The following is a 25,854-nucleotide window of genomic DNA, read 5'->3' as shown; positions in this document are numbered from 1 at the left end:
GACCTCTTCTTCCTCTCAGAGCATGGCAATGAAATACCCCTTCCTCACCTAGTGAAGAAGGGGTATTAATCAAAGCTATACCGCTTGGCGCAACCGCTCAAACAATATGTTGTTTTCCAGATGGATATGCTCGAAGGTGTCCTTTTCCAGCATGGCTAACCGTTGAAAGACCAGCCGATACGTACCACAGGCATCAGCCGGAAGCTCGAAATCGGATGTTACGTCTCTCAGCTCCTGCAGCAAGCTGCCGGCATGAGCATGTTCATGTTCCAGTTCGGATACATGCGGCTTAAGCTCTGCTGCCGCTTGGTGGCTGGGATCTGCTACAAACTTCAAAATGAGCGGGAATACAAGCTCGTCCTCGTCCTTCGTATGCTCCAACAGCTCCTTTTTCAATTCCGAGAAGAGCTCCTGCACCCGAAGAAGCTCAGGGTGATGCTCTCCATGCACACGGGCCAATTTCGTGACATATGGCGTTAACGCCGGTAATTCATCACGCAGGAAGGCATGATGTTTTTGTTGGATGTGAACAATCAGTTCGGATTCCTTCAGTGAAGCAGGACGGCTTTCCTGGTAATTGGCAAACTTGCTCTCCACGGACCGAACTTCCTCCAGAACGGCGGCTGGATCCAAAGAACGCTGCTTGGCCGCCTCTTCCAAAGGCACCTGGCCACCGCAACAGAAATCGATGCGGAGGGATCGAAATAAATCCGCGGTTTGCGGGATGGATGTTACAATATCGGATACTTGGCTCTGAAGCGTGAATGAACTCATATTCAAACCTCCCTAGACTAAATACGTGTTTGTGAACTTTTTCACTCTTACAACTCAAGTATAAGAAACTCCCATCCCCGCATATGTGATTGCAGTCATACTGAAATGTAACACTATGTGAACGATAGTATCGGAAGGACTACGGGAATCCGATAAGAAATCGTCGGGGAGGGCCCAATGACACAAGCTCCTGCGAAATCGCAAGAGCTTGTTAAGCTACAGCCATATATCAGGCCGTGCATTCCCTTATTCTGCAGAGTCAGTAACCGCACCTCTAGATGCTGAGGACACTAATTTTGCATACTTGTATAATACGCCCGTGGATACTTTGAGGGGAGGCTGGTGCCATGCTTGTGCCCTTGCAGCCAATTCGGAATCCGATACGTCGAACGTCATTTCTTGCGTTTCACTGTCGATGGTGATCATGTCTCCATTCCTCAACAGTGCGATCGGCCCACCTACCTGTGCTTCAGGCGATACGTGACCGACTACGAACCCATGCGAACCGCCAGAGAACCTGCCGTCCGTTATCAGCGCAACCTCCCCGCCGAGACCCTTTCCTACAATGAGGGCCGTGACCGACAGCATCTCCGGCATCCCCGGTCCGCCCTTTGGACCGCAATAACGAATGACTAACACGTCGCCCTTGCGTATTTCATCTCTCAGGATCGCTTCGGTTGCCTCTTCCTCGCTGTCATACACCTTGGCCGGTCCGACAAATCGGAGCTTCTTCATGCCCGACATTTTGGCAACCGCACCTTCAGGTGCGAGGTTGCCTCTTAATACAACCAATGGCCCATTCGGCTTCAGCGGCTTATCGATGGGGCGTATGATTTCCTGGCTTCCCTGTAACGGCGCTGCTTCCGCCAGATTCTCTGCCAATGATTTGCCTGTGACCGTCAGACAATCGCCATGCAGAAGTCCTTGGGCCAGCAATAATTTCATGACGCCCGGTATGCCGCCGACTTCGTTTAAGTCCTGCATGGCATGTCGACCGCTCGGCTTCAGATCTGCAAGGTGGGGAACGCGCAAACGGATTCGCTCGAAATCGTCTAACGTCAAATCAACGCCTACCGAATGAGCAATGGCAAGCAAGTGCAGGAACGCGTTGGTTGAACCGCCCAAAGCCATGACGACCGTTATCGCATTCTCAAATGCCTTTTTCGTCATAATGTCTCTGGGATAGATTTCTTGCTCCAACAGCGATATGACCTGCCTTCCAGCCGCAGCGCATTCCGCTGCTTTGTCAGGTGAAATAGCCGGCGTGGAGGAGGAACCGGGCAGGCTCATCCCCATGGCTTCTGCCGCCGCGGCCATCGTATTGGCTGTATACATGCCCCCGCAAGAGCCCGGTCCCGGGCAGACGCTGCATTCCACCTTATGGAGCTGATCGTCCGTCATTTTTCCGTCATGATATTGCCCGACCGCTTCGAAAGCCGTGACGATATCCACGTTCTTACCTTCGAGCTTCCCGGGTTGTATCGTGCCGCCGTAAACGTAAACCGCAGGAAGATTCATCCGTCCGATCGCCATCAGGCAGGCGGGCGTATTCTTGTCGCAACCGCCGATCGCCACAAGACCATCGAAACGTTCGGCCCCCGTTACAATCTCAATCGAATCCGCGATGGCTTCACGGCTGGGCAGGGAGAACAGCATGCCGCCATGTCCCATTGAAATGCCATCCGAAACCGTGATCGTGTTGAAAATAAGCGGAGCGCCGCCATGGTTGCGGACCCCTTGCTTGGCCTCTAAGGCTAACTTGTCTATATGCATATTGCACGGAGTCACCTCGCTCCAAGTGCTGGCTACGCCAATCATCGGTTTCTTGAAATCCTCATCCGTAAAACCAACAGCCCGCAGCATCGCTCTATTCGGTACCCGATTGACACCCTCGCTGATTACCTTACTGCGAATGCGTAAATCTTTTTTGTCTGACATTCTTCCCTCTCCCCTCTATTTAAAGTAACTCATGGAGTTCCTGCATCGGACGCATGAAATTTTGTTTCATCATGGCCTGTGCCCGATCACTGTCTTTCTGCTCGAAAGCGCTAATAATCGATGCATGCTCATCGACAGAAGCCTGTGCAGCCGCAATCGGCTGTTTTAAGAACACGTACTTAAACCGCCGGATATGCATCTGTAGAGAAGCACTATATGTAGCGACATAAGGATTATCTGAGAGCTCCACGATGAAGTTATGAAACTGTTCATCCATCTCCATGGCTTGATAAGCTTGCCCGCTCTTCATGGCATTTTCAAAATCCGCATTCATCGCCCGCAATTGCTGAATCTGCTCCGGAACAATAAGGGTAGCGGACACTTCGGCAGCTAATGCTTGAAGAGCAGCCATGGTCGAATACATCTTAAAGATATCTTCCCTCTCAATGGCCGTAACTTTTGTTTCTTTCCCAGGGTGTGTGGACACGAGTCCTTGCACTTCAAGCAGTTGAAAAGCTTCCCGGATCGGTGTCCGGCTTACGCCTAGAGACTCTGCCAATTCAGCATCGAGCAATTTCTCGCCGGGCTGCAACGTGCCATCGATAATCCACCGTTGAATTTGGGAGAATGCTCTTTCCTTTGCGGTCATCCGTGCGGGAGAGACAAAATTCTTAGGTACTGGCATCGCTTATCATCCTTACTATTCATGTTTGTTATATGCAATATATCGCATTCCTATATTAAATACAATACATTTTAGATTGCTTCTATTGATAAAAATAACAATCAGAGGAAATACTTAAGCAAAATATCCAAATGCTGTGACCCCCGTTGAATCAGGAGAGGTGTTGGTACAATGTCATTTTCCACATGGGCGGGTTCGAACCAACCCAACAATAGCGATCATATTTCTGCCAATCCGAATGGGAAGAACTCAGAGGATATGGACATATCGGTGAGCCTTGAAGAAACGATATCCGAAATCAAGCAAGTCTTGGGTGATAGTGACGATTTTATGGTATATGGATTCCAAGTGTTCGGGCAGCATCCGGCTGTATTGTTATATTTCTCCGATATGACGGATCATGCCGTTATCAATAACACGATATTGAAGCCTCTCAAATATGGGCCGCGCCATATCGATGTTCATAACCTCCCGCATGATGCGTTAATGAAAACCATAATGAAAGATACGCTTTATCATAGCGAGGGTTATTCGGAAAGGAAAATTTCCGTTATTACCGACAACCTGCTAAGGGGGCAAACCGTCGTAGCCATTGAAGGGCTGGACGAGGCGATTATCATTGACACACGGCAGATCACGCAGCGCGCTATTGAGCAGCCGGCGACGGAGCAGGTCATCCGCGGGGCCAGAGAGGGATTTATAGAGTCCCTGGGAACGAATATTTCTCTACTCCGCTATCGGCTGCAAACACCGGATTTTCGAGTGAAATCCATGGAGATCGGAACGAAGACCAAATCCAAAGTTGCCATATGTTACATGGACGGCATAACCAATCCCGGAATCATAAAAGAAGTTCAAAAGCGGCTGGATGCCATTGAAATCGACGCCGTTCTGGATTCAGGTTATTTGGAACAATTCATCGAAGATAACCATTGGTCTCCGTTTCCGCAAATCCAGTATACCGAACGGCCCGACAAAGTCGTGGCGAATCTGCTGGAAGGAAGAGTTGCCGTTTTAGTGGACGGCTCCCCTCTGGCCTTAATCGCGCCTACGGTGTTTAGCCAGTTCTATCAGACCGTTGAAGATTATACCGAACGCTTCGTCCTAATGAGTGCGATCCGAATGTCCCGTCTGGTTGCTCTAGTGTTTTCATTGGTTTTTCCCTCGCTGTATGTGGCGATTATTTCGTTTAATCCTGAGCTGATTCCCACAGAGTTTGCGGTCGCCGTTGCCGGCGGGCGTGCGGGCGTACCCTTTCCAGCCGTGATCGAAGTGCTTGTCATTGAAATCTCAATGGAGGTTTTAAGGGAAGCAACCATACGCTTGCCGCAACAGGTTGGCGGGGCATTATCCATTGTCGGCGTGCTTGTCATCGGGCAAGCCGCTGTAGCGGCCGGATTCGCAAGCCCGATCACCGTCGTTATTATCGCTTTAACGACTATCGGCTCTTTTGCAACGCCGGCCTACAATGCGGCTCTGGCTCTTCGCCTGCTTCGGTTTCCGCTGATCATTTTAGCCGGTATCTTCGGTCTATATGGCGTCATGGTCGGAATCATTTTGATCACCAATCATTTATTGTCACTTAAATCGTTCGGGATCCCGTACTTAAGCCCATTTGTGCCTGGCAACTTTCAAGGCATGCGGGATCTCCTGACCCGTGGGCCGTTGTGGAAGATGAAGAACCGGCCTTCCTTCCTTCATCCGATTAGCAGGACAAGGCTGGGTGATCAAATGAAGGAACAGGTGGATCATTCTTCGTCCCATATTATGGATCCCGTCCATCCTAACGACGAGAAAGGGCGTTAACCATGAATGAACAGCGCCAAATCACTGTCTTGCAGGCTTCTGCCGTTACGATCAGCACCATCGTTGGCGTAGGCGTTCTTGCACTTCCCTTGGCTGCGGTGAAGGCCGCGGATGCAGGAGCTCCGTTAGTCACTTTTTTGGGAATGCTGCTAGCGTTTGTCGGACTATTTTTCATGACCCGGCTTGGCATGCGTTTCCCGAATGACTCTTACATCGAGTATAGCGAGGTCATCATTGGCAAATGGCTCGGGAGAATCGGAAGCCTCATATCGATTGCTTTCTTTGCTGTCTTAAGCTCTCTTGTTGCAAGGGAATTTGGAGAGGTTGTTGTCACAGCCGTTTTGAAAAATACGCCACTCGAGGTGACTGTACTGGTCATGCTGCTCCTGGCTGCTTTTTCTTCACGCCGAAATATCATGACCTTTGCTTACGTTCACTTATTTTACAGCCCCTTTATCCTAATTCCTGCTCTGTTGATCGTCGCCCTGTCGTTAAAAAACGCGGACATCGTCAATGTTCTGCCTGTGTTGGGGAATGAAATTCGAGGAATACCAGCAGGCATTATTACGTTGTCCACCATGTTCCAGGGATACTTTATTATGATGATGGTCATCCCTGCCATGTGCAAACCGGAAAGAGCGATGCGGTCCAGCATATGGGCGATGCTGATTACCGGGGTGCTGTATATATTAATCGTCACGGCAACGGTTAGCGTGTTTGGAGCAGAAGAGACAAAGAAGCTGCTGTGGCCGACGCTGGAGCTGGCAAAAGCAACTTCATTACCTGCCAATATACTGGAACGCTTGGATGCGGTCTTTCTAGCCGTCTGGGTAACGGCTGTCTTTACATCCTTGTTCTCTTGCTACTACTTTACGATTTACTCGATAAGCAAGTTATTCCGATTAGCGGATCATGGGATGCTGTCCTTTTTCATCCTCCCCATTCTGTTCGTTCTGGCCATGCTGCCCCAAAGCTTGATTCAATTGAACGAAGTGAACGGCTTGATCTCCAAATTCGGGCTGCTGATAACGATCGTATATCCTGGAGTGCTGCTTATCATCGCCATGCTGCGTAAAAAAAGAGGTGCGCCCAAATGATCGGAAATCTTTACAGCGGTTATTTGGATGTCGCCATCCTGGTCTGGGTGTTATCCGGTATGTTCAATCTGTTCATCGATAAATATAAGTATGAACAATCGAACATGGCCAAGGAAAAACAGGTATCTCGCATACTGGGCTGGATCCATATTGTGATCGGAACGGTATTGTTTCTAAGTGTCATACTTGTCAAAGCCCTAGTGTGAGTGAGCATGTTACAAAGTTTAGGAGGATTTCAATGAGGAAAAGAATAAGCGTTAACCTAAACGTAAAATTCATGATCGTCCTTCTTCTATCCTGCTCACTCCTAACAAGCTGCTGGGATCGGATGGAGATTGAAGAGCGTGCTGTCGTTCTGGGGATATCGATCGATACAGCGGATAAGGATGCTGAGGCACGCGAGGATGAAATATCTCATCTTCGCGGGAAGTACCCGGCACCTAAACAGGAATTAATCCAACTATCCGTGCAAATTGCTCTTCCCGGCAGAATACCGCTCGGGCCAGGTGAAGGCGGCGGTTCGGGACAAAGTGAGCAAGAAACCGTGTGGGTGCTTGATGTTGTAGGACACACGGTCGACGACGCCATGATGAATTTACAGCAGCAAATATCAGGCAAATTGTTTTTTGGTCATCTGCGCGTCATTGTCGTATCGGAAGAGTTTGCCAGAAAAGGATTACAGAATTTGAACGACTATCTTCACCGTAACGCAGAAGTTCGCCGTATGGCCTGGTTGATGGTGTCGAAAGGGAAGGCAAAAAATCATATGCAGGCAGCACCTAAATTGGAGCGTGTCCCTGCGCTGTATCTAGCGTCCACATTGGACGATGCCGTAAAACAAGGCAAATTTCCGAGTAACTACATTGGGACGTTCTGGAGCAATTCTTCAAAGAAAGGTCAGGAAGGATTTCTGCCTTATATCAAAATTATGAAGGGAGATAACGTGGAAATCAGCGGAATGGCTTTTTTTAAAGGCGCCAAATTGGTTGGCGTGACAAAACCGTTTGAAATTGCCGGATACCTGGTCATCAAAGGAATTAGTCCCGCAGGATACCGCGGAATCATTCATTTAGGAGACGATTCTCAGGTAGTAACGATCCATGCTACGAACCGGGAGTCGGATATCAAGGTCGAAATTAAGAACGGTATTCCCCATTTTACGATCACGGCGCTTACGGAGATTAATGTCGAAGAAAAAAACACGGATACCATCCCGATCAATCACTCGAAAATTCTGGAGGAAATTGCACGCGAGAACGAGCATTCCGTTAAACAATTATTAATCGGATTAGTCCAAAAGACGCAAAAAAAAGAATCCGATATATTCGGATTCGGCGAATTGGTACGTGCCAGAAAACCATCCTATTGGAATAGCCATGTTAAATCCGCGGAACAATGGAGTGAAATCTATAAAAACGTAACCTTTGAATTCCGTGTAACGTCCAAAGTTCGAAGAATCGGGATGAAGGCAGAATGATGGTGCCGTTTGTCATAAGAATACCGAAATTTAAGGAGTGGGTAATCATCCGCCGAGCAGACTCACCTTCACTTCGTCCAGGCTTCAGGGCCTACATCATGGACGGTAAGCGGAGGATTGGACCGCTGCTTGCCTGGCGCATATTCGTCTGCCCCCACGTCAGGTATATAGCGGATCTGACCATCCATGTCGTCCGCTGCAGCGTATGGAGTCAGGGCAGCGTCCACGGCTGGGCTATAGACGGATAAACGGATGAGACCGTCCCTGCTGCGCACCAAATGGAGCTCTTGTTTGGTCATCTCCCTGTCCACAATAGGATTGTTAGAAACCGGTGCGTTCCCCGAGAGCATATTTCCCTTGTACACAGCCCGTTCCTGATCGGGTGCTTGGATCACCGCATCGGTTTCATGAAACATCGTACCTGCATGGCTAAATATCAGATTGTTGTAAATCTTAGTCCCTACAGGCTGATAGGTTCTGCCGCCCAGATTGAAAGTTGTCGTTTGATTGCCGACATTCACGATGGTATTATTGTATATCTGGACGTTATACTGCCGCCAATGTCCGCGCAAAAGTTCCGTTCTTTGTTCGGCCGGCAGATCGCCAAGCCGTGCAGTTTGCTCTTGGTTTCCACCCCAACGAACGATTGGATTCGTACTGCCTTCCGGTCCGCCGTCATGTGTTCCTCCATCAAGACGAATCACTTTGTCCGTAAGACCTTCCATGTAATTGTTATAGATTTTGTGATCGTTGCCATATATCCGGAACCCGCTGCTCCCCGGTGTCACTCCATCGCCAATCAGATGGTTGCCGTAGAAGCTGTTGCGGTTTCCATGTCGTGACACAATCCCGCCGTATGAATGACGAATCGTGTTGTACCGAATGATATTGTCACTGCTCTTCACCGATATCACTTCATCTTCACCGTTAAACCCGTCAAACAAATTGTATTGAACCGTAATATAACCAGAGGAGAGCGAGGTACTGGAAAGCCCGAGCCTGATGGCTTCCAACCCGTTGGTTACCCGGGGACCAATGTCGTGAAAATAGTTATACTCGATGACGTCGTATTGCGATATATGCTGTCCGCTATGCCCTTCCCCATCATAAATCAGGACTGCGCCAAATCCCTTCTTCGGTCCAATATCGTTATAAGCGATCCGGTTATGGCTGCTCGTTCCTTCGACACGGATGTAATGTCTGTGCGTGCCATTATCCGTAATCAGATTCGGATCTTCATATGGCGTTAATCCCTCATATATTTCTCCGTTCGGGTCATACCGATCTTCACTGTACCGACAGCTGTTCTCCACATTGAGCAGGCACCATACATATCGGTTTTGAGCTTTAAATCGATAGGGCTGACCTGTTTCATCCAAGGCAAAGGTGTTGCCCAAAATGGAGATTCGGCTGGAGCTTTCCAGCTGAATCCCTGGATGAACCCCTGTAAGCGCCCGATGGGCCAATCCACGGTCATTCAAGGTCTGCTTTCCATTCTCATCACCGATCCCGTTCCGGAACGTGAGTCCGCTCACTTCAATATAACTTGAATTTTCAATGTGCATATAACTATTCCCACTAATGATTGCCTTGCCGGGCTTCCCGGTAATCCGAATCGGATAGACCGCAGAGCCGTGTTTATCCTTCACAACAAACGGACCGTTCTGCTCATAGGTCCCATCCTTCAGATCAATCAGCGTACCGGCCACAGCCTGATCCAGTGCCTGCTGCAATTGTTCCGCCGTACTGACCGAAACTCGCTTCATCTCCGGGAGCTTCACGTCTTCCTCCTTCTCTTCGCCAGCGTTTGGAGGGAGCGGTGGTTGTGGCTCTTCCGGAGGCTCACCCGGCACTTTCCCTGCGTAAAGCTCTACTTCCATGATGCTGTTCCAGTTTCCTGAGCTTCCGCTGGCGTTATTGCCATATCCGATCAACCGCAAATATCTGGCCTTCGCCGGACTCTGTAATACATAGGTTTGCATGATGCTGTCTTCCGGTTTCAGCTGCCGGCTGAACTGTCGTTCGAAAACAACGGTGCTGGATTGGAAATCTTCAGTATTCGAAGCTAATATCTCAAAGCTGGACTGACGCTCTCTAGCATTCAGAAAGGCAATGTTCACATAAGTGACGGTTTGTTCCGTGCCTAGATCAAACTGCAGCCATTGACCTTGACCGGATGCGGACCAGCGGCTTTGCTGGCTCTCCGCGTCCTCACCCCATACCCCATCCAATACATTCTCCGGTACGTAATTCGTGCCCGGCTGGTAGCTGCTTGCCGTTACCGTGCTCTCGATTCGGTTCATGCTGCTCCCTCCTGTATCACTTGATGCCCCTTGGGCTTCTGAAGGCGACATCACCAGAGTTCCGATCAAAAGGATCATGGCCAGCCCCATACTTATCAATCTGTGATACCGTTGGTTTAATGCGTTTAATAACGTTTGCATATCCGTTCACCTCTCCTCGAATATTAACGTCCCACAACCAATCAGAATACGCGATGGGTCCAGCCCCGAAGCTTCGCGAGAGCCTCGATGTAATAATAATCCCCATAAATAAGCGACACATTGATATTGGTATCCGCCGGCTTATGGCCGGTTCCGCCAAACAGGATCCCCTCATGCTCAAGAGCCTGGAATGCAGCATACTCCGTCGACAAAGCCAGGACGATGCGCTCAGCGGCTTTCCGGTAGACAGCCCCAACCTCCGGAGTTGTCAAGGCCGCAAGCTCCAACAACCCGGAAGCGGCAATGGCCGCAGCGGAGGTGTCACGAGGCTCGGTATCGGGATTCGGTACCCGGAAATCCCATGGCGGTACCCCGTAACTCTGTAAGGAAGCTATAAAATGATGAGCTACCCGCTTCGCGGCATACAAAAAATCCTTATTCATCGTGAAACGGTAAGCGTTAGCCATCCCGTACAGCGCCCACGCATTCCCTCTCGACCAGCAGGAATCCGGGGCATAGCCCTGCCATCCCTTATATTCCAGCAATTCCCCGCTTTCCGGATCAAACACAGCAACATGACAGGTGGATCCATCGGCACGGATCATATGCTGCAAAGCCATATTCGCATGGGCATTCGCAACGTGGCGGAATCTCGGGTCTTCTCCTTCTTCGGCAGCCCAGTACAAGAGGGACAGGTTCATGAGGCAATCGATAATAGCCCAGCCCGGGAGATCCTTGTTCCATGCCCTGATGTACTGTCCGGCCAAGTTAAATCGTCCGGCCAGAAAGTTAGCCGCCGCAAGCCCTCGCCTTCTGCCGTCTTCATCGCCGGTTAACTTGTATTTCAATACGGCTGTCGGCAAATACTGAAACCCGACATCATGATGGAAGCGACTCTCTTCGAGCGTCAATCGTTCCATCCGTATATCCCACTCCCAAGCCGCTTCCAGGTACTTCGCCTCTCCAGTCATATCGTAAAAAATCCACAGCATGCCCGGCCAAAACCCGGAAATCCAGTTGTCCAGGGTTAGGCCGTCGTACTCCCCGTCCTTGGCCGCATGCGGAGCAAGTTCAGGCTTTCTAGCCAACATCCGGTCCACCTTCAACCGCGCACCGTTCCACCACATATCCAGGTCGAGTTCATGTTGAATCTTTAAGTTACTCATTATATCCTCCTGTCGTTATCCTTTAATGGCTCCAATAAGAGCACCTTTCACGAAATACTTCTGTAAAAACGGATAGACCAGCAGAATCGGCACCGTTGCTACGATAATGGTCGCATGCTTCAGCGTTTCGCCGATGATGGCGACCTCCCCTCCGCTCGCTCCGCTTGCCATGGAGCTTGCATCATTCAGAAGTAGCAGCTCTCGCATGACGAGCTGAAGAGGATACAGGGAGCGATCCTGTAAATAGATCATGGCCTGGAACCATGAGTTCCAGTGGCTGACACCGTAATACAGCAGCATGACGGCGATAACCGGCATGCACAGCGGCATCATGATCCGGAATAGGATGACGAATTCATTGGCTCCATCGATCTTGGCCGATTCCTCCAGACTATCAGGCACCGCTTCAAAAGCCGTTCTCATGATAATCAGATTAAATGCGGATATGGCCTGCGGGATAATTAAGGACCACAGCGTATTGGTGAGCTCCAGACCTTTCACTGTAAAATATAGCGGAATCAAACCGCCGCTGAAGAACATGGTGAATACGATAAACAGCATCAGCTGCTTTCGGTAGCGCAGTCCCTTACGGGAGAGAGCATACGCCCCGAACGCCGTCAATGTGATATTGAGCACCAAGCCGCCAGAAACGATAAGGAACGTATTCAGGTAGCCTTGAATAATCATCGGATTATCAAACACCAGCCGGTAAGCATTAAACGTCATATCCAGCGGCTTCCACAGAATCCCCGAATGCTGCATGTAACGGGTAGGATCACTCAAAGAAGCAAACAGCACGTAAATCAATGGGTATAACGTACATAACGTAATTACGGTCAACAAGACGTAATTAAAAACATCAAACAGCTTTTCACCGACCGACCTGTTCCCAGCTCTCCATTCCATTCCTTTCACCCCCTACCACAAGCTGGTTTTGTTCATTCTGCGGCTCAGCCAGTTTGAGCCGATGACAAGCGTGAAATTGATGGCCGAATTGAACAGCCCTACTGCCGAGCTGAAGCTGTAATTGAATTCCTGCAGCCCGACCCGGTACACATAGGAGCTTATGACATCAGCGGTATCGTAGATTGACGGGTTATAGAGCAGGATGATTTTCTCGCTGCCAACGTTCATCAGCCTGCCGATCTCAAGAATGAACAGGATGATAATCGTAGGCATGATCCCAGGCAAAGTCACGTTCAACATCTGCCTCCACCGATTGGCTCCATCGATCTTCGCGGCCTCGTATTGTTCCTGGTCGATACCGGCCAGGGCTGCAAGGTAGATGATGGTCCCCCAACCGATGTTCTGCCAAATTCCGGAGGTGACAAAGAGGGTCCGGAAATATTCAGATTCCAGCAGAAGGGAGACCCGTTCCCATCCGAAAAAAGCCAACATATCGTTAATTAAACCGTCACTCATCGTGAATTCCTTAATAATGCCGCAAACAACGACCAGCGAAATAAAATGCGGCATATACGTTATGGTTTGAACCGTGCGTTTAAATGCTGTCTTTCTCACCTCGTTCAGCAGAAGTGCCAATATAATGGGCGCAGGGAAGCCAAAGAGCAGTTCATAAAAGCTGATTAACAGCGTGTTTTTGACAACCCGCCAGAAGTAAATGCCGTTAAAAAACGATTCGAAGTGCTCCCAGCCGGCCCATGGACTTCCCATGATGCCAAGGCGTGGTGAGAACTCCTTAAAGGCGATGGACGCCCCGTACATAGGGAAATAATGAAATACCGCGAAGTATAGAAGTACCGGAATTAACATGATGTACAGGAAACGATTTTTACTAATGTCCTTCAGCAAGCCCCAATTTCGAGGATTCAGTCCTGCTGAGTTCGAAGGAATTGACGTGCGTGTCGGAGGCGGAAGTTTCGCCATGCCGTTCTCACTCCTCTTGTGCTGTCTATTGAAGTATCTGTCTATTGAAGTATCAAATTATTGGGGGAATGAAGCCGCTCCATTCCCCTCGCTTAAGATTTCGTTATCGGCTGTTGTATCGATCCAGAGCGCTTTGATAGATTTCAACCGCGCGCTCGATCCCCAGCTTCTTGATTTGCTCCACATACTTGTCGTAACTCTCCATCGGCTCCTTGCCGACAATGAACTTGACAAACATTTCCTCTTTATAGTTGCTGACTTCGGTTAGAATTTTGCCAAGCTCCTTGCTTTCTTCAGCGGTTGGCGTCAGGAAGCCAGGCAGTATATGCTTCTCGGCATCCGTCTTCGCCCACACTTTCACGGCCTCATCCTGTTCAGGGAACGTATTCCAGTTCCGACGTTCATCCGCTTCGTAGGGACCATTCGGCTTGGAATACTGCGATACCATCTGCTGCAGATTGTATTTTTCATTGTTTTTAATCAAATCGGTATACACCGGTGCACCGTTCTCCATCACGTAGCTCTCTCCTTCAATGCCGAAGTTGAAGAGCATCGCGCCTTCATCGCTGTAAGCATAATCAAGCCAGCGTACGATCAGTTCCGGATTTTTCGCAGCGGTTGTGATGGCTTTGCTTGGTCCCGGATTGTACTTGAAATCCCGTTGTCCAATAAAAGGAACTTCGTCTTTAAGGAGCGTTGGATATGGAGCACCCACGAGCTTGAATTTCGGATCCTGCTCCTTCATGGCATCCATCCATTTTCCCATGCCGCCGCTGAGGAGATTTACCGTTGCTCCCGTCTGCCCGGTCAGAATCTTGTTATCCAACGCTTTGGTATCGGTGAGCGCAAAATCCTTGTCAAACAATCCCTCCGCAAACCACTTGCGGAATAAGGCCAGAAAATCTTTATACTGCGGATCTATGGGTCCATACTTCACCTTTCCTTCATCGTCCACATAGAAGGAGTTTGATGTGCGGTAAGCTCCAATGAAAGCATCGCGGATCTCAAAGTTTCCTCCAGTGTAAGTTACGCTGAGCGGTGCTTTGGCACCCTTCTCGTCGCGAAAGGCGATTAACGTCTTCTCCCACTCCTCTATAGTCGTTGGAACTGGGAGACCAAGTTCATCCAACCAATCCTGACGGATCATGGGGCCACGGAAGACCAGCCCGGACGGATTGCGAATCATGGGAAATACATAATATTTGCCGCTGTCTGTCTTGACCATTTGGTCAAGCGTCGGATCCGCTTCGAGTTTCTTCTTCAGGTTCGGCGCGTATTGATCAATCAGGTCATTGAGCTCCAGAATGACGCCGTCCTGAATGGCTTTTTCCGGTCCGCCCGGATAAGATCCCGCACTTCGTCCGGTCCAGTCGTATTCAATGACATCCGGAAGCTCATCGGACGCGATCATCAGATTAAATTGTTCAGCCGTCTGCTGATCATTCGGATGAATATACTCCACCTGAACACCTGTTTTGTCGGCGAGCGCTTTCCCAAACGGCGTATCTGCAAGGTTGGAGTAGAAGGTTACCGCATTCATGTTCAAGATTTCCCATGACGTGATCGATTCGGTTGTATTTAGCGGATACGATGAACCGATTGCAGCAGATGTACCCTTCCCGGCCTCGTTCGGCTTAGCGTCCGGCGTGTTATCCTTACTTCCTGACGAACATCCCGCAAGCATCAGACTTGTTAACAATATGGCGGTCAGTCCTGACTTTACATTTCGCAACAAGCTGTCTTTGACCAGCAAACGTTGAACCATCATCATTCCCCCGATTGTAAGATTAGGTGTCGGATAAAGCCTGCATGCTGCCCTATCCGATGTCATTGTTCAATAAAACCCGTGTTCCTTACCATAGACAAAATCTAAAATCGCAGGCAATTCCTTAAAAATCGATGGTTTTTTATGAAAAATCCGGTTTACAGTGCGGCTTTCTGATATTTTCCCGGGGTCACGCCTTCGAATTTTTTAAAGATTCGCAAAAACGTGCTGACATCCGCATAACCGACCCGGCTGGCAATTTCATTGACGGTAAGCTTTTGCAGAACAAGCAGTTCTTTCGCCTTAGACAGACGGAGGTGGTTAATGGTATCCAGCAAGGCTTCTCCTGTAAATTCCTTGTACAGTCTCGATACGTAAGAGGGGGTCATTTGAAACGCGTCGCCAATCATTGAAATATTCAATTTCGGGTCATACAGATGCTCTTGGACATACTGCCGGACATCTTCGATTAAATAACGGTGGTGATTTCGTTTCTCGGCCAGGATCCATTCACACACTTGCGCAAGCAACTGTTTCATCCGTTCCTTCATCTCCGGAACATGATCGCACTCGAGCAATAGATCCGCATCGATGAAATTTTCTTCATATGTTCGCTTGCTGCCCGCTCTCACTTCCTCAAGCGTATTCAGCATCGTGCTTGCCAGGTTGTACATTAGGCATTTGGCGAGTGGAACCGAAACCGGTTGCTTGGAAAAGTTGGCTTGGAATATTTCATCCAAAGTGGCTTCCGCTTTGTCGTAGTTCCCGCTCTTCACCAAGCCAATAAACTGCTGCTGGACACTCAAAGGATAATAAAATTGACGGGTTTGGGTGCTCCTGTCCATAAGAGTGTCCGTATATGGGATGAACTGTCCGCTCCCCATCACAATCCGGTATTCAAGCGCGGCCTGCGCCTCTTGATAAGAAAGAGCGATCTCGTGCAAATTCGAATGAACCTGGCCGACAGCCACCGTAAGCTCTGCTTCGATATGCTTTCGCATGAAATCTTGAACCTGAGCCAGTATTCGATTCAATACGCTTTGCTCCTGCTCCTCTGACATACTCGCTTTGAAATTAACGACACAAGCAAGCGCATCGTTCATTTCTGTCGTGAACACAAGCGCTTCATCGGCAGCCGTATCCTCAAGCACGTTTGTTAGTATGAAATAAAGCATTTGCTGCTTCTGATCCGGGAGTCCGCGAATGCCGAACTGCTCAAATTTGCCATAATGATCGATCGATATCAGCAGGACAACCGATCGGTCGGATTGTAACTGTATATCGTGAGCAGGCAGCGTTGTATGGAGAGACTGATCATGATCGGCATACCCCTTTAACAGACGCCGCAATAAATGCGCTCGGATTGTGTTGCGATGTTTGTGAAGAGCCGTTTGCATATCTTCCTTTTCATGAAAATATTGCTGAATCGTCCCCTGCAGGAACGAATATTCATTGGCTCCTCCGTCAAACCTCAGACCGAATTGCTTGGATAAACTTTGCAGCATCACTTGAACCGGCATATAGTTTCTGCGTAAGAACAATACCGTAACAATACCTCCGATAAACAAGCTCAGGGCGATGCTGATCCATGTCAGATGGCGTAAATCTTTCATTTTCTCATTGAATAATGCCGCTGGCAGCACGGATACATATTTCCATCCGGTTACTTGGGACGTGATATAGGAAACCGCGAACTTCCCCGCGTCCGAATCCATATAGATCATTCCGCTGTCTCCATGAAGCTGCTCATAACTCAGTCGAGCAGGTACGGCCGGATCCTGTCGTGATGCGGCGATATATCGGCTATCCGCATCTATAATGAACATGCTGGCATCTTTTTGCCGGGGAACGCTCTCGATTAGTTTCGAATCCTTGATTAAGAACAGAACCACAGCCGGGGGCTGGGCCGGTGAATTAAATACGAGAGAATGAGCAAATACGACCCCCGGGAAGCTCTGAAGGCCATCTTTTAACTCCATAGATTTGTAAACGTTTACATATCTTTGCTCGAACAATCCCATCCACTTCTCATAGGAGGTTTCGTCATTCTGCCTCAGCTTCTGATAGAGCCCCCTGCCGCTTGTATGACCATACGTTGAAATCACCGTATCACTGTTCAAATACATCACGTAAATATCCTCAATCGAATCGTTTGCATTTTTATAGGTTCGCAGGCTTTCCGAAATGTTGAACACATCGTAATACTGAGGATCACGAAGCGGTAACTCCACGCTGGAAAAAGCCGAAATTCCCTTGTTCAGCGCGATTTCCAGGCTTAAACGCTCCAAACTCTTCAGCTTGCTGTCGATGGACATCTCCATCTGTTGAAGAAGCAATTCGTTTGCCCGATTGGTCTCGCTCTTCACTTGATGGTATGAGAATGAATACAGCACAAAGCTGATCAGAATCGGCACCATTAATACGGTGACATAAGAGAACAGCCATGCCACAATGACGCTGCGGTTATATTTACGAAGGATGTTGAACATGTGATTTTCCTCCTCCTTATTGCCTCCTGTGATAACAAGAGCAGCCTTCATAGGGATAAGGCTGCTCTTAAGACGAATACGGTTGCAGGGGTATGACTGATTACGGTTTAATGCGGAATCCCATACAATCTCCACGGTTTGCGACTGCCAAACAGATTGCATTTGGCCTTCTCAGCAGGAACAGGCGAGATGTGGAATAGGGTGGATCCGCTCCAATTGGCCCTGTAAATATAGGCTTCCTCACCAGGCTTCAAAGCTAGATCGATCACCCCATCTGCCTGGATAACACACTCCTTGGATATTCCCCCGATGTCAATAACCAGGCCGTCGTCCGGAGATGTGACCATATCCGTTACGATCCGGCAGGGCTCTCCGGCAAGACTGCAAATATGTATCCAAACCGTGCGACCCTCCTCCCGAACGGCGCTAACAAGGAAGCCTCCTTCTGCCCGCAGCTGGTGGAATACCGACTCCGGCCACGTTTTAGGCACTGCCGGAAAAACGTATATCCGCTCTCCTCTGCTCTGAAGCAGCATATCATGGAGCGATTCCGCCCCGGCGAGCGGCGTTTCGATGACCGGTCCCGCTTCTTTATACATGGTGTTGGGCTTTATGAGATGCATTAAACTTTGCAAATACGCGAGGGCTTCATCTCCTAAACCTAACTTGGCTGCGATGGACGCGGCTCCGGTGAAGCTAAATCCGCGCAAATCTCCTTCAAGGCCGATCCAATGCCGGAGCGAGCGAAGAATCAGCGCCTTCTCCTCTTCGGTATCGCCGACGATATGCAGCGGAAAGGCCGCCAGCAAATGGCTGAAATGGCGGTGGCCGAATTCCATACGCTGTCCCTCGCCGATCATATATCCGGATGAATCCACCGGAAACGGTACCAATCGCTCTAGGACTTCACGCCAGCGACCGTGCAGCGGATCATGAACACCAAGCTGATCCGCCATGCGGATTAAGGTTTCACATCCCCAGCGCAGCAGCGCTAAATCATAATGAGAATCAGCTGTCTTCACCTGCTTGAAAGACCCGTATTCCGGTGAGACTGTGGGAGGTAAATGAAGGTGGCCGTCCTGTCCTTCCTCAAGAAGGTGCAAATATAAAGCTATACTGCGCCGCAGAAGAGGATATACCAAGCTTCGCAGCATTTGATCATCCATGGCATAACGGTAATGACGCCAGCAGTTATGCATCACCCAAGTTAAATTCCCCACCTCATCCGTGACCGGACTGTCCAGATCATAGCTTGAGCTTCGACCGAGTCCTGCGGAGTCCGCACGGTAAGCTTCGGGAACATTACGGATCAACTGGTTCTGCTGCCCCTGCAAGGAACGAATCAGCGACATGCCCAGATGGAGGCGATTCGCCGTATAGATCGGAGAGTAGCTCATCTGAACGTTCATATTGAACCATAATCCAGGCCAGGGCGTAGATGTGAGCCACGGCCCCTGATTATCGATAGGGAAGGAGTCCGCCCGGGTCGCAGACGCCAGCTTATACATCTGTATCCAGTAAAAGCTTTCCAGCTGCGTATCCGGTATGGAAATAAAGCTTTCCGGATAGTAATGATGCCACCACCTGCGATGGGCATGTATCCAGGCTTCCCATCCTGAAGCTGAGTTCGGCACTGCCCGAAGCTCCCGCACCGCCTGATCACGAACGGTATCGTCCATGCCATTCATCACCGTTAAGATACAGATTTGCCGATGCCAGCTTCCCGACGCCTGTTCCGTCTGGTCAGGACGGCGAGTTAGCCAGGCCGTCGTGCAGCCTTCCCCGCTTCCATATTCCTGAACGCCGATCGATACCTCACCGGATTCCAGATGCTGAACGGTGGTTTCAGGAATATATTGGTTGAGATTGATCCCGTCCGCGTTCTTCAAAATAGGATCAACCTCCGAATAGGCGTACCACTTCAGCTTCGCATCGCGTTCGCCTTCATCTGCATCCAGCTCCAAGACAAGTACGGGAGCTAATGCGTGAACAAACGCGCGAATTCTGACTTCTCCCTTCGTTGTCGGTATAATCGCCCGGAGCTCCGCGTTCCATAATTCCAACCGCATTTCGTAGGGCTGATAAATCCATCCCTCCAGCTCCAATGCAAGCTCGCCAATCGGTACGCGTACCGGGAAAGCCTGTTCACCCGGACGTGATGCGGTGATATCGGAACGTCCAAGCACAAAGCGCAGCACGTTCCGTTTATCCCGATGTTCTTCACTATAGATCATCGCTCCGAGCATGCCGTTTCCAAGAAAAGCCCCTTCATCCCAGCTGATCGGACGCGTCGTCCACAACATATCGTGTCTGGACATAAACATCGGCCAGTCGATGGCATTCTCTATGCGGGTAGTCACGATACCCCTCCTATTACAATGAAATGTTGTTTCTTATGTGCGCCTGCTTGAATTCCGATGGTGTCATCTGCGTATATTTTTTGAACACGTCGGTAAAATAGCGCCGTTCCTCATAACCAAGCGACTCCGCAATCTCCTGGATTTGCCGATCCTCCAAGAGCAGCTTCTTGGCCACCTCCATCCGTTCTTGAGTGACAAATTGACTGAATGCCATTCCCGTCACTTTCTTGAACAAACCGGCAAAATAACTTGGGCTCAAGTGAACTACCTTCGCGCAAACACTTAGGCTGAGGTCCTGATCCAGATTGGATTTCACATAATGAATGGCTTCCTGGATGATCTGTGCAGCGGCGGAGCGATTCTGATTCTCGATGCGTTCGCAGCCCAGCGTCACGATGCTATGCAGAATCTTCTTCATGTCGGTTAAGGACCTCTCCGAGCTGACCCGCCCTTCCCGAACGATCATGTTCAAATCGGACAGTTCATTCATCGGTACCTTATCTTGAATCGCCCTTAGCATTATGTAGGCAAGCTCATAGTACAGGCTGATGAAGTATTCCGGCTTGGGAAGCGGCGACCTGTCCGTAAACTCATTCAGGATATGATCGAGCGTGAGTGAGGCTTGGTTGACGTTTCCGGATTGCAAGGCATATACCATTTCCTGCTCTGCGGTCCGTATGCTTCGCGGCAAGGAGATTTCCGTATTTGCTATATCCTCATATGAGATCACCGCGTTGCCTCCGGTATAGAAATGGTATGACAGGGCATGCAAAGCTTGATCATACGATGAGTGCAGCTCATGGATATACGTTACGGGTCTGCCAACTCCTATGGATATCGTTAATGAAGTATATAATCTGACATGCTGACAGCACGCCTCCGCTATAGCTGCCGCTGAAGCTGATAACGGTGTATTCAGCACCGCTACTAGGCGGTTAGCCGAATCCCGGAATACCATCCCCTTTGTATACAAAGCGATGGTCTCCTCCGTAATATTCTTTAATGCAAACCGGGCGAGCTCTATTTCATTCATCGGTGACTCTCGATGCTTGTCAGTAAATCCGTCGATTTCAAGAATCATGACGAGCAGGTCCCTAGACTCCAAATCCGGCTTTACATAGTCCCACCGTTGCTCCGCCTCCTGTTCGTTCACCTTATGATGTAACAGTAACGTGAACAATTCCTGACGCAGGAAAGGCATACTCTCCTGAACGCGCTGCTCCAATTCAGCGATATGATCCTCTTGGTCTCGTATCGCTTCAATTTCTTTTTTGGCCTTTACAACAATCTCCTCAATATGAGCCAGTGAAAAGGGCTTCGTTATGAAGTTAAACGCCCCAAGCTGAACCGCTTGCTTGGCATATTCGAAATCGCTGAAACCTGTCATCAATATGACTTTGCTGCGGGGCAGCATTTCTTTGACGCGTCGGGTCAATTCCAGACCATCGAGCTTCGGCATTCGAATATCGGTCACGATGATATCCGGTCTGCACGAGGTGATCAACTTGAGTCCATCTTCTCCATTGATTGCCGTTCCGCTTACGGTTATCCCATGACGTTCCCAGTTGATTTGCTTGGATACGCCATCGACGACACTCTGTATGTCATCAATAAAGCAAATCGTTGTCGTTATTGTGCTCATCTGCTTGGGTCAACTCCCTTCAAGTCGTGGGTAACGAGGGATGATAACTGAAACTCGGGTACATACATTAGGTTCGCTTTCCATGTACAAATCAGCCGTGCTTCCATACTGAAGCTGTAATCGCAATCGGACATTATTTAACGCATAACCCGATGTAGCCGAGGATGCCGGTTGTCGAAGTAGTGGATCGGCTGGATTCTTTTCGTTCAGCCCCATACCGTTATCTTCCACGTTGAAATACAGATAGGTGCTATCCTGTTTCACCTGAATTCGAATGAAACCACCTTCATTACGATCGTTAAAGCCGTGCAGGATTGAATTTTCAACCAGCGGCTGCAGCATGATTTTTAAGATCGGGTGCTGCATATCCACTAAAGGATCAACCTCGATGGTGTAGGTAAACAGCGTTTCATAGCATTTCTGCTGAATGTTTAAATACTGCTCTACGTGGAGCAGCTCATGTTCAAGCGTCGTCATCTCATTGCCGCGATTGAGGCCGAGCTGAAACAGCTGTGATAAGGACAGCACCATTTCCTGCACATCCTCCAATTGATTCAACTGGCACTTCCAGTAAACCGTGTTCAGCGTGTTATATAGAAAATGAGGATCAATTTGAGCTTGCAGGGCTTTCATCTCGGACTGTCGTTTATCCTTCTCAGCCTGCTTCACAACGTCAAACATTTCATTAAGCTCTTCCAGCATCCGGTTAAAGCGATAACCGACCTGTGTAATCTCATCATTGAATTCGCTTTCATAACGAACGTTAAGATCGTTCATCTCCACCCGTTTCATTAGAGATTGCAGGTGGCTTAACGGTCTTATGAGCAATCGGGTCAACATATTCGCAAAAGCAAACGACACGAGCAAGCATCCCGTGATCACCCCGAGAATGGTTAACTTAATGCTGTCCATCTGCTTCATCAATTCTGATTTGGGCAGAAAGCTGAACAGCGTCCACTCCTTCACTCCACCCACCTTGGTAAAGTTAACCAGGTACTCATAACCTTGGTCCGAATACTCAAAGCTTCCCTGCTCAGCTGTTAAGGCCTCCCTGTATTTAGGCTCAAGTTTCAGCGTATCCGCGATGATGGAATCGTTTAACAACACATCGCTTCCATCGGATGAGGCCAGGAGATGGAATTGTTTGCGATTTTTATCCTCCGAGGCAATTAATGATCGAATCGAGTCGATTTTGACATTCGCTACAACGAAAATATCTTCGATGTAATGAGAGGGAATGCCCTCCATCACAAAGGAAATGACGTTCTCCCTGCTGGAAAAGAAACGGTCCTCATGACCGGCCACCCATAATTTGCGCTTCTCGCTTTTGATATGCGTATACAGCTCCGAGTCATAAAACGAATGGGAGAAGTTACGCTGCTGACTTGTTTGATAATAGTCACCCTCAGGCGTGGCGATCAGAATGGAATCGATAATGGGTTCATACAGCTTGGTCTGCACAAAAGTCGATTGCAGTCCGGACAGATGGGTATAGTAATTCTCGACCTCGGAGTAGCTGCTGTCCATCCCTAACGCTCTTCGGTAAGCCGTATTGACCATCATCGAGTAAACCGCTTGCGTGACATGATTCAGCTTCTCATCCAACACCTTCGATGTTTTAAGAATCGTTTCCTGACTAAGCTGGTACGCGTTGTCCTTCACAACTTCCTCCGCGATCATGTAGCTTAACGCGCCTGCGGTTGTAACCGCAAAAATGACAATGAGCATAAACGCGATCCAGATTCGGCGTCTGAACGATAGTCGGTAGAGCATAGATCAACATCCTCCGTCTCTAAGTTTCGGCTGTGGCAGCAGTTGTCCGTTTTTAATGATCAATCACTTTGCCATGAGACGTCCTGAGGATGCAGCGGATCAAATGACGGAATAGCTTGTATATTCACTCTGCCGGCGGCCCGTTCCTGATCTAATGCTGCATTGTAACGCTCGTTCAGATCCTCAACCAATCGCTCCAGATCTCCGCCGATCATGATGTACTTTACAAATTCGTCCTCCCACTCCCTTCCCTTTGGTTTGAATCCTTGAGGCGATGCAGGCCATATCCCGTCATAATCACCTGGGAAAAAGCTGGAGATGCCTTCGATGTCGGGTTTCCTGGCTTTCGCGGCTATCGCATCCACCGATAAAATGCCCAGTCCGGCCTCCTGATACCCGATCAGCACTTCATCGCTGTACATATAACGGAGAAACTTCCAAGCTTCTTCCTTGTGCTTCGACTGACTGCTAATGGATAACCACCTCGTCGCTCCAACTCCCTGGTTGATCACTCCTTTATAGGTTCCGTCAATTGATGGGGGAAGAGCAGCTCCCCAATGGATCTTGGCCGGAAACTGAAACTTATAAATGCTGGGTTCCGATGAATAAGACAAATACATCCCGATCTTCCCGTCGGCAAACTGTGCCCGTAGCGGATCGATGTCCAGGGATTCCGATCCCGGCAGCGTACTGCCGTTCTCCATCATGGTCCGGAATGCGCTAATAATCGGTATAAAGCCTGTAAAATCATAGTTGCCTGTCGAAAAGTCATAACCATCGCCGCTGATTCCGCTTATTTCCGCAATCGGAACGGCTGAGCGGCCGAGAGCGCTGGCAGGAATCTTATAGGGTAGCGCAAAACCGTAGACGCCATCCGCCTTTCCAATTTCGGTGATCCGGCTCGCGGCTTCCACCAACTCGTCAAGCGATTTCGGAGGTGAGGTTATGCCGGCCCGCTTAAACAGATCCACATTATAAATAAGCCGCAAGGTTGATCCGCTGTTAGGAAGACTGTATATGAATGGATCAAACACGTTATATCCTTCGATGAAGGCTTGCTTTCCGAACCTGTTTCTGATCTCGGGCGTTAAATATTCGTTTAATGGCTCCACATAGCCTTTTCGGGTCATTTCAGCAAGATCGATCGGGGTGAAAATATCAGGTGATAGCTCACTGGCAAATGACAAATCAAGCGATTGGGAAAAATCATCTGCCATTACCGTCATCTCAACCTCAATATGATCGGCGTTCTCTTGGTTATAACGATGAATAACCTCTTTGATATAGTTCGCGTCATGACGCCCCGTTGACCAGAATCTCAGCTTTGTCTTTTCTGCGGCACCAGCCATATCCGATGCCGTTGAGTACGAAAATATACGATCAGAGCCCTGCCCTTTGCCACCCTGCATGCACCCTGTTACGGTTATGCTCAAGCACATCAATACAACCAGCGGTAATCTCCACGTGATCATGCACACACCCTCCTTGTGCTTGTATCGTAGCATAACCTATTTTGTGGATATAGACAGAACGGTAAAAAAACTGTAAAGGGAAGAATATCGATTCATCTCCCATACGAAAAAGGCTACCCCAAGCAAATGCCTGGCGGTAGCCTTCTCATGATTCTTATGTCATGCTTACGTCTAGCTTGAACCTAATTTTAAGCCCACCTCAAGGTCCTAACGCTGGAATGACACATCGGCTGCGATGGGCAGATGATCCGAAGCTTCCGTATGGATCACGCGCTGATTCGAATGCTGAACAGTTGGAGAGGTCAGAATGTAATCGATCGTTGCCGACGGATTAATTACAGGAAACGTATAGGCATCGTCTATTCCCTGAAAGCTGTTCACGAATAAACCGCTGTCGAGCAGCAGCTGAAACTCTGAACTGTCAGGTTCCGCGTTAAAATCGCCCATCAGCAGCACCGGTCCCTCAGAGACAGAAGCCGCCAGGTCAATGATTTCCTGCGCCTGTGCCGTTCTGCTGGTGACATCCAGTCCAAGATGCGTATTGTACACATCGACGTGAATCCCCTTCAGATTGACGACAGCGTGCAGTACACCGCGCTGCTCCTTCCCGAAGCTGCTTAACAAAACATTCTCGGATCGAAGGATCGGGTACTTGCTAACAATGGCAGTTCCGTACTGACGGTTGTTCGTCTGTCCCTCCGCCGGCTCCAAATCAAGATTGGCACCATAAGCATAGTGATATCCGAGCAAACCCGCCAGTTCCTTCGCTTGGTCTTGAAAGTCGCTTCGCTCCCCGTAGTACCGGTCCACTTCTTGAAGGCCGACAATTTCTGCGCCGGCATCACGGATGACATCGGCGATTCTTTGCAGGCTTAGCTGCTCATCCAATCCAACCCCGTGATGGATATTGTAAGACATTACGGTCGTGCTTACTTCTTTGCCTTGTCCTTTTCCAGCCGCCATCACCCCCGTTGTAAACACGGGAACAAACAACAAGCAAGCGATAAACGAGATCAAGCTTTTTTTCATGGACGACTCTCCCTTTCATTGTTGAATGCCGAACGATGCTAACTTTTCTG

18 protein-coding genes are annotated in these 25,854 nt (G+C 49.2%); 4 read left to right on the top strand and 14 right to left on the bottom strand.

Annotation, left to right across the window (positions count from 1 at the left end; all coding sequences use genetic code 11):
- Window positions 1–75: 75 nt before the first annotated feature.
- The 3 genes from ric to PAEVO_RS07100 form a co-directional block, all read right to left on the bottom strand.
- Entirely contained in the window at window positions 76–774 is a 699-nt protein-coding gene (ric, locus tag PAEVO_RS07110; RefSeq protein ID WP_100536927.1) for an iron-sulfur cluster repair di-iron protein, read from the bottom strand.
- Window positions 775–1,020: 246 nt separating this feature from the next.
- Complete coding sequence (gene ilvD / locus PAEVO_RS07105) at window positions 1,021–2,712, bottom strand: dihydroxy-acid dehydratase (RefSeq protein WP_100536926.1); 1,692 nt, start codon at window positions 2,710–2,712, stop codon at window positions 1,021–1,023.
- Window positions 2,713–2,731: 19 nt separating this feature from the next.
- Window positions 2,732–3,397 carry a GntR family transcriptional regulator gene (locus tag PAEVO_RS07100; RefSeq protein WP_100536925.1) on the bottom strand — a complete coding sequence of 222 codons (666 nt, stop codon included), beginning with the start codon at window positions 3,395–3,397 and terminating at the stop codon, window positions 2,732–2,734.
- A gap of 171 nt (window positions 3,398–3,568) precedes the next feature.
- Here PAEVO_RS07100 and PAEVO_RS07095 point away from each other — a divergent pair, with 171 nt between their 5' ends.
- From PAEVO_RS07095 to PAEVO_RS07080, 4 genes are read left to right on the top strand one after another with little or no spacing between them, the layout of a single operon-like run.
- A complete protein-coding gene (locus PAEVO_RS07095; protein WP_100536924.1) occupies window positions 3,569–5,203 on the top strand; it encodes a spore germination protein in 1,635 nt (544 codons plus the stop codon).
- 2 nt (window positions 5,204–5,205) lie between these two features.
- Entirely contained in the window at window positions 5,206–6,300 is a 1,095-nt protein-coding gene (locus PAEVO_RS07090; protein ID WP_100536923.1) for a GerAB/ArcD/ProY family transporter, read from the top strand.
- Entirely contained in the window at window positions 6,297–6,506 is a 210-nt protein-coding gene (locus PAEVO_RS07085) for a CLC_0170 family protein (protein ID WP_100536922.1), read from the top strand. The genes PAEVO_RS07090 and PAEVO_RS07085 overlap by 4 nt, the downstream gene beginning before the upstream one ends.
- 32 nt (window positions 6,507–6,538) lie before the next feature.
- Window positions 6,539–7,777 carry a Ger(x)C family spore germination protein gene (locus PAEVO_RS07080; protein WP_100536921.1) on the top strand — a complete coding sequence of 413 codons (1,239 nt, stop codon included), beginning with the start codon at window positions 6,539–6,541 and terminating at the stop codon, window positions 7,775–7,777.
- 68 nt (window positions 7,778–7,845) lie between these two features.
- Here PAEVO_RS07080 and PAEVO_RS07075 read toward each other — a convergent pair whose 3' ends face one another.
- The 11 genes from PAEVO_RS07075 to PAEVO_RS07025 form a co-directional block, all read right to left on the bottom strand.
- Window positions 7,846–10,080: a chondroitinase-B domain-containing protein gene (locus PAEVO_RS07075; protein WP_165789627.1), complete on the bottom strand. Its 2,235-nt coding sequence runs from the start codon at window positions 10,078–10,080 to the stop codon at window positions 7,846–7,848.
- Window positions 10,081–10,262: 182 nt separating this feature from the next.
- Window positions 10,263–11,387: a glycoside hydrolase family 88 protein gene (locus PAEVO_RS07070; RefSeq protein ID WP_243390660.1), complete on the bottom strand. Its 1,125-nt coding sequence runs from the start codon at window positions 11,385–11,387 to the stop codon at window positions 10,263–10,265.
- A 15-nt stretch (window positions 11,388–11,402) separates the two neighbouring features.
- A complete protein-coding gene (locus PAEVO_RS07065; RefSeq protein ID WP_100536919.1) occupies window positions 11,403–12,293 on the bottom strand; it encodes a carbohydrate ABC transporter permease in 891 nt (296 codons plus the stop codon).
- A gap of 12 nt (window positions 12,294–12,305) precedes the next feature.
- Window positions 12,306–13,274: an ABC transporter permease gene (locus PAEVO_RS07060; RefSeq protein WP_207797452.1), complete on the bottom strand. Its 969-nt coding sequence runs from the start codon at window positions 13,272–13,274 to the stop codon at window positions 12,306–12,308.
- Window positions 13,275–13,377: 103 nt separating this feature from the next.
- A complete protein-coding gene (locus PAEVO_RS07055; RefSeq protein ID WP_243390659.1) occupies window positions 13,378–15,039 on the bottom strand; it encodes an extracellular solute-binding protein in 1,662 nt (553 codons plus the stop codon).
- A 158-nt stretch (window positions 15,040–15,197) separates the two neighbouring features.
- Window positions 15,198–17,528 carry a helix-turn-helix domain-containing protein gene (locus PAEVO_RS07050; RefSeq protein ID WP_165789626.1) on the bottom strand — a complete coding sequence of 777 codons (2,331 nt, stop codon included), beginning with the start codon at window positions 17,526–17,528 and terminating at the stop codon, window positions 15,198–15,200.
- 107 nt (window positions 17,529–17,635) lie between these two features.
- Entirely contained in the window at window positions 17,636–19,888 is a 2,253-nt protein-coding gene (locus tag PAEVO_RS33715) for a glycosyl hydrolase family 95 catalytic domain-containing protein (protein WP_100536917.1), read from the bottom strand.
- Window positions 19,889–19,901: 13 nt separating this feature from the next.
- Window positions 19,902–21,530 carry a response regulator gene (locus PAEVO_RS07040; RefSeq protein WP_100536916.1) on the bottom strand — a complete coding sequence of 543 codons (1,629 nt, stop codon included), beginning with the start codon at window positions 21,528–21,530 and terminating at the stop codon, window positions 19,902–19,904.
- A gap of 9 nt (window positions 21,531–21,539) precedes the next feature.
- Window positions 21,540–23,303, bottom strand: a complete 1,764-nt coding sequence (locus PAEVO_RS07035; RefSeq protein ID WP_100536915.1) for a cache domain-containing sensor histidine kinase — start codon at window positions 23,301–23,303, stop codon at window positions 21,540–21,542.
- A gap of 59 nt (window positions 23,304–23,362) precedes the next feature.
- On the bottom strand, window positions 23,363–24,775 hold the full coding sequence (locus tag PAEVO_RS07030; RefSeq protein ID WP_165789625.1) for an ABC transporter substrate-binding protein: 1,413 nt from the start codon (window positions 24,773–24,775) through the stop codon (window positions 23,363–23,365).
- Between the two features lie 207 nt (window positions 24,776–24,982).
- Complete coding sequence (locus tag PAEVO_RS07025; protein WP_100536913.1) at window positions 24,983–25,804, bottom strand: endonuclease/exonuclease/phosphatase family protein; 822 nt, start codon at window positions 25,802–25,804, stop codon at window positions 24,983–24,985.
- Window positions 25,805–25,854 lie beyond the last annotated feature (50 nt).

Source organism: Paenibacillus sp. GM2FR (assembly GCF_002803325.1).
Lineage (GTDB): Bacteria > Bacillota > Bacilli > Paenibacillales > Paenibacillaceae > Paenibacillus_AQ > Paenibacillus_AQ lautus.
The sequence above is the reverse complement of the archived record's forward strand: the minus strand, read 5'-3'. Positions and strand labels throughout refer to the sequence as shown.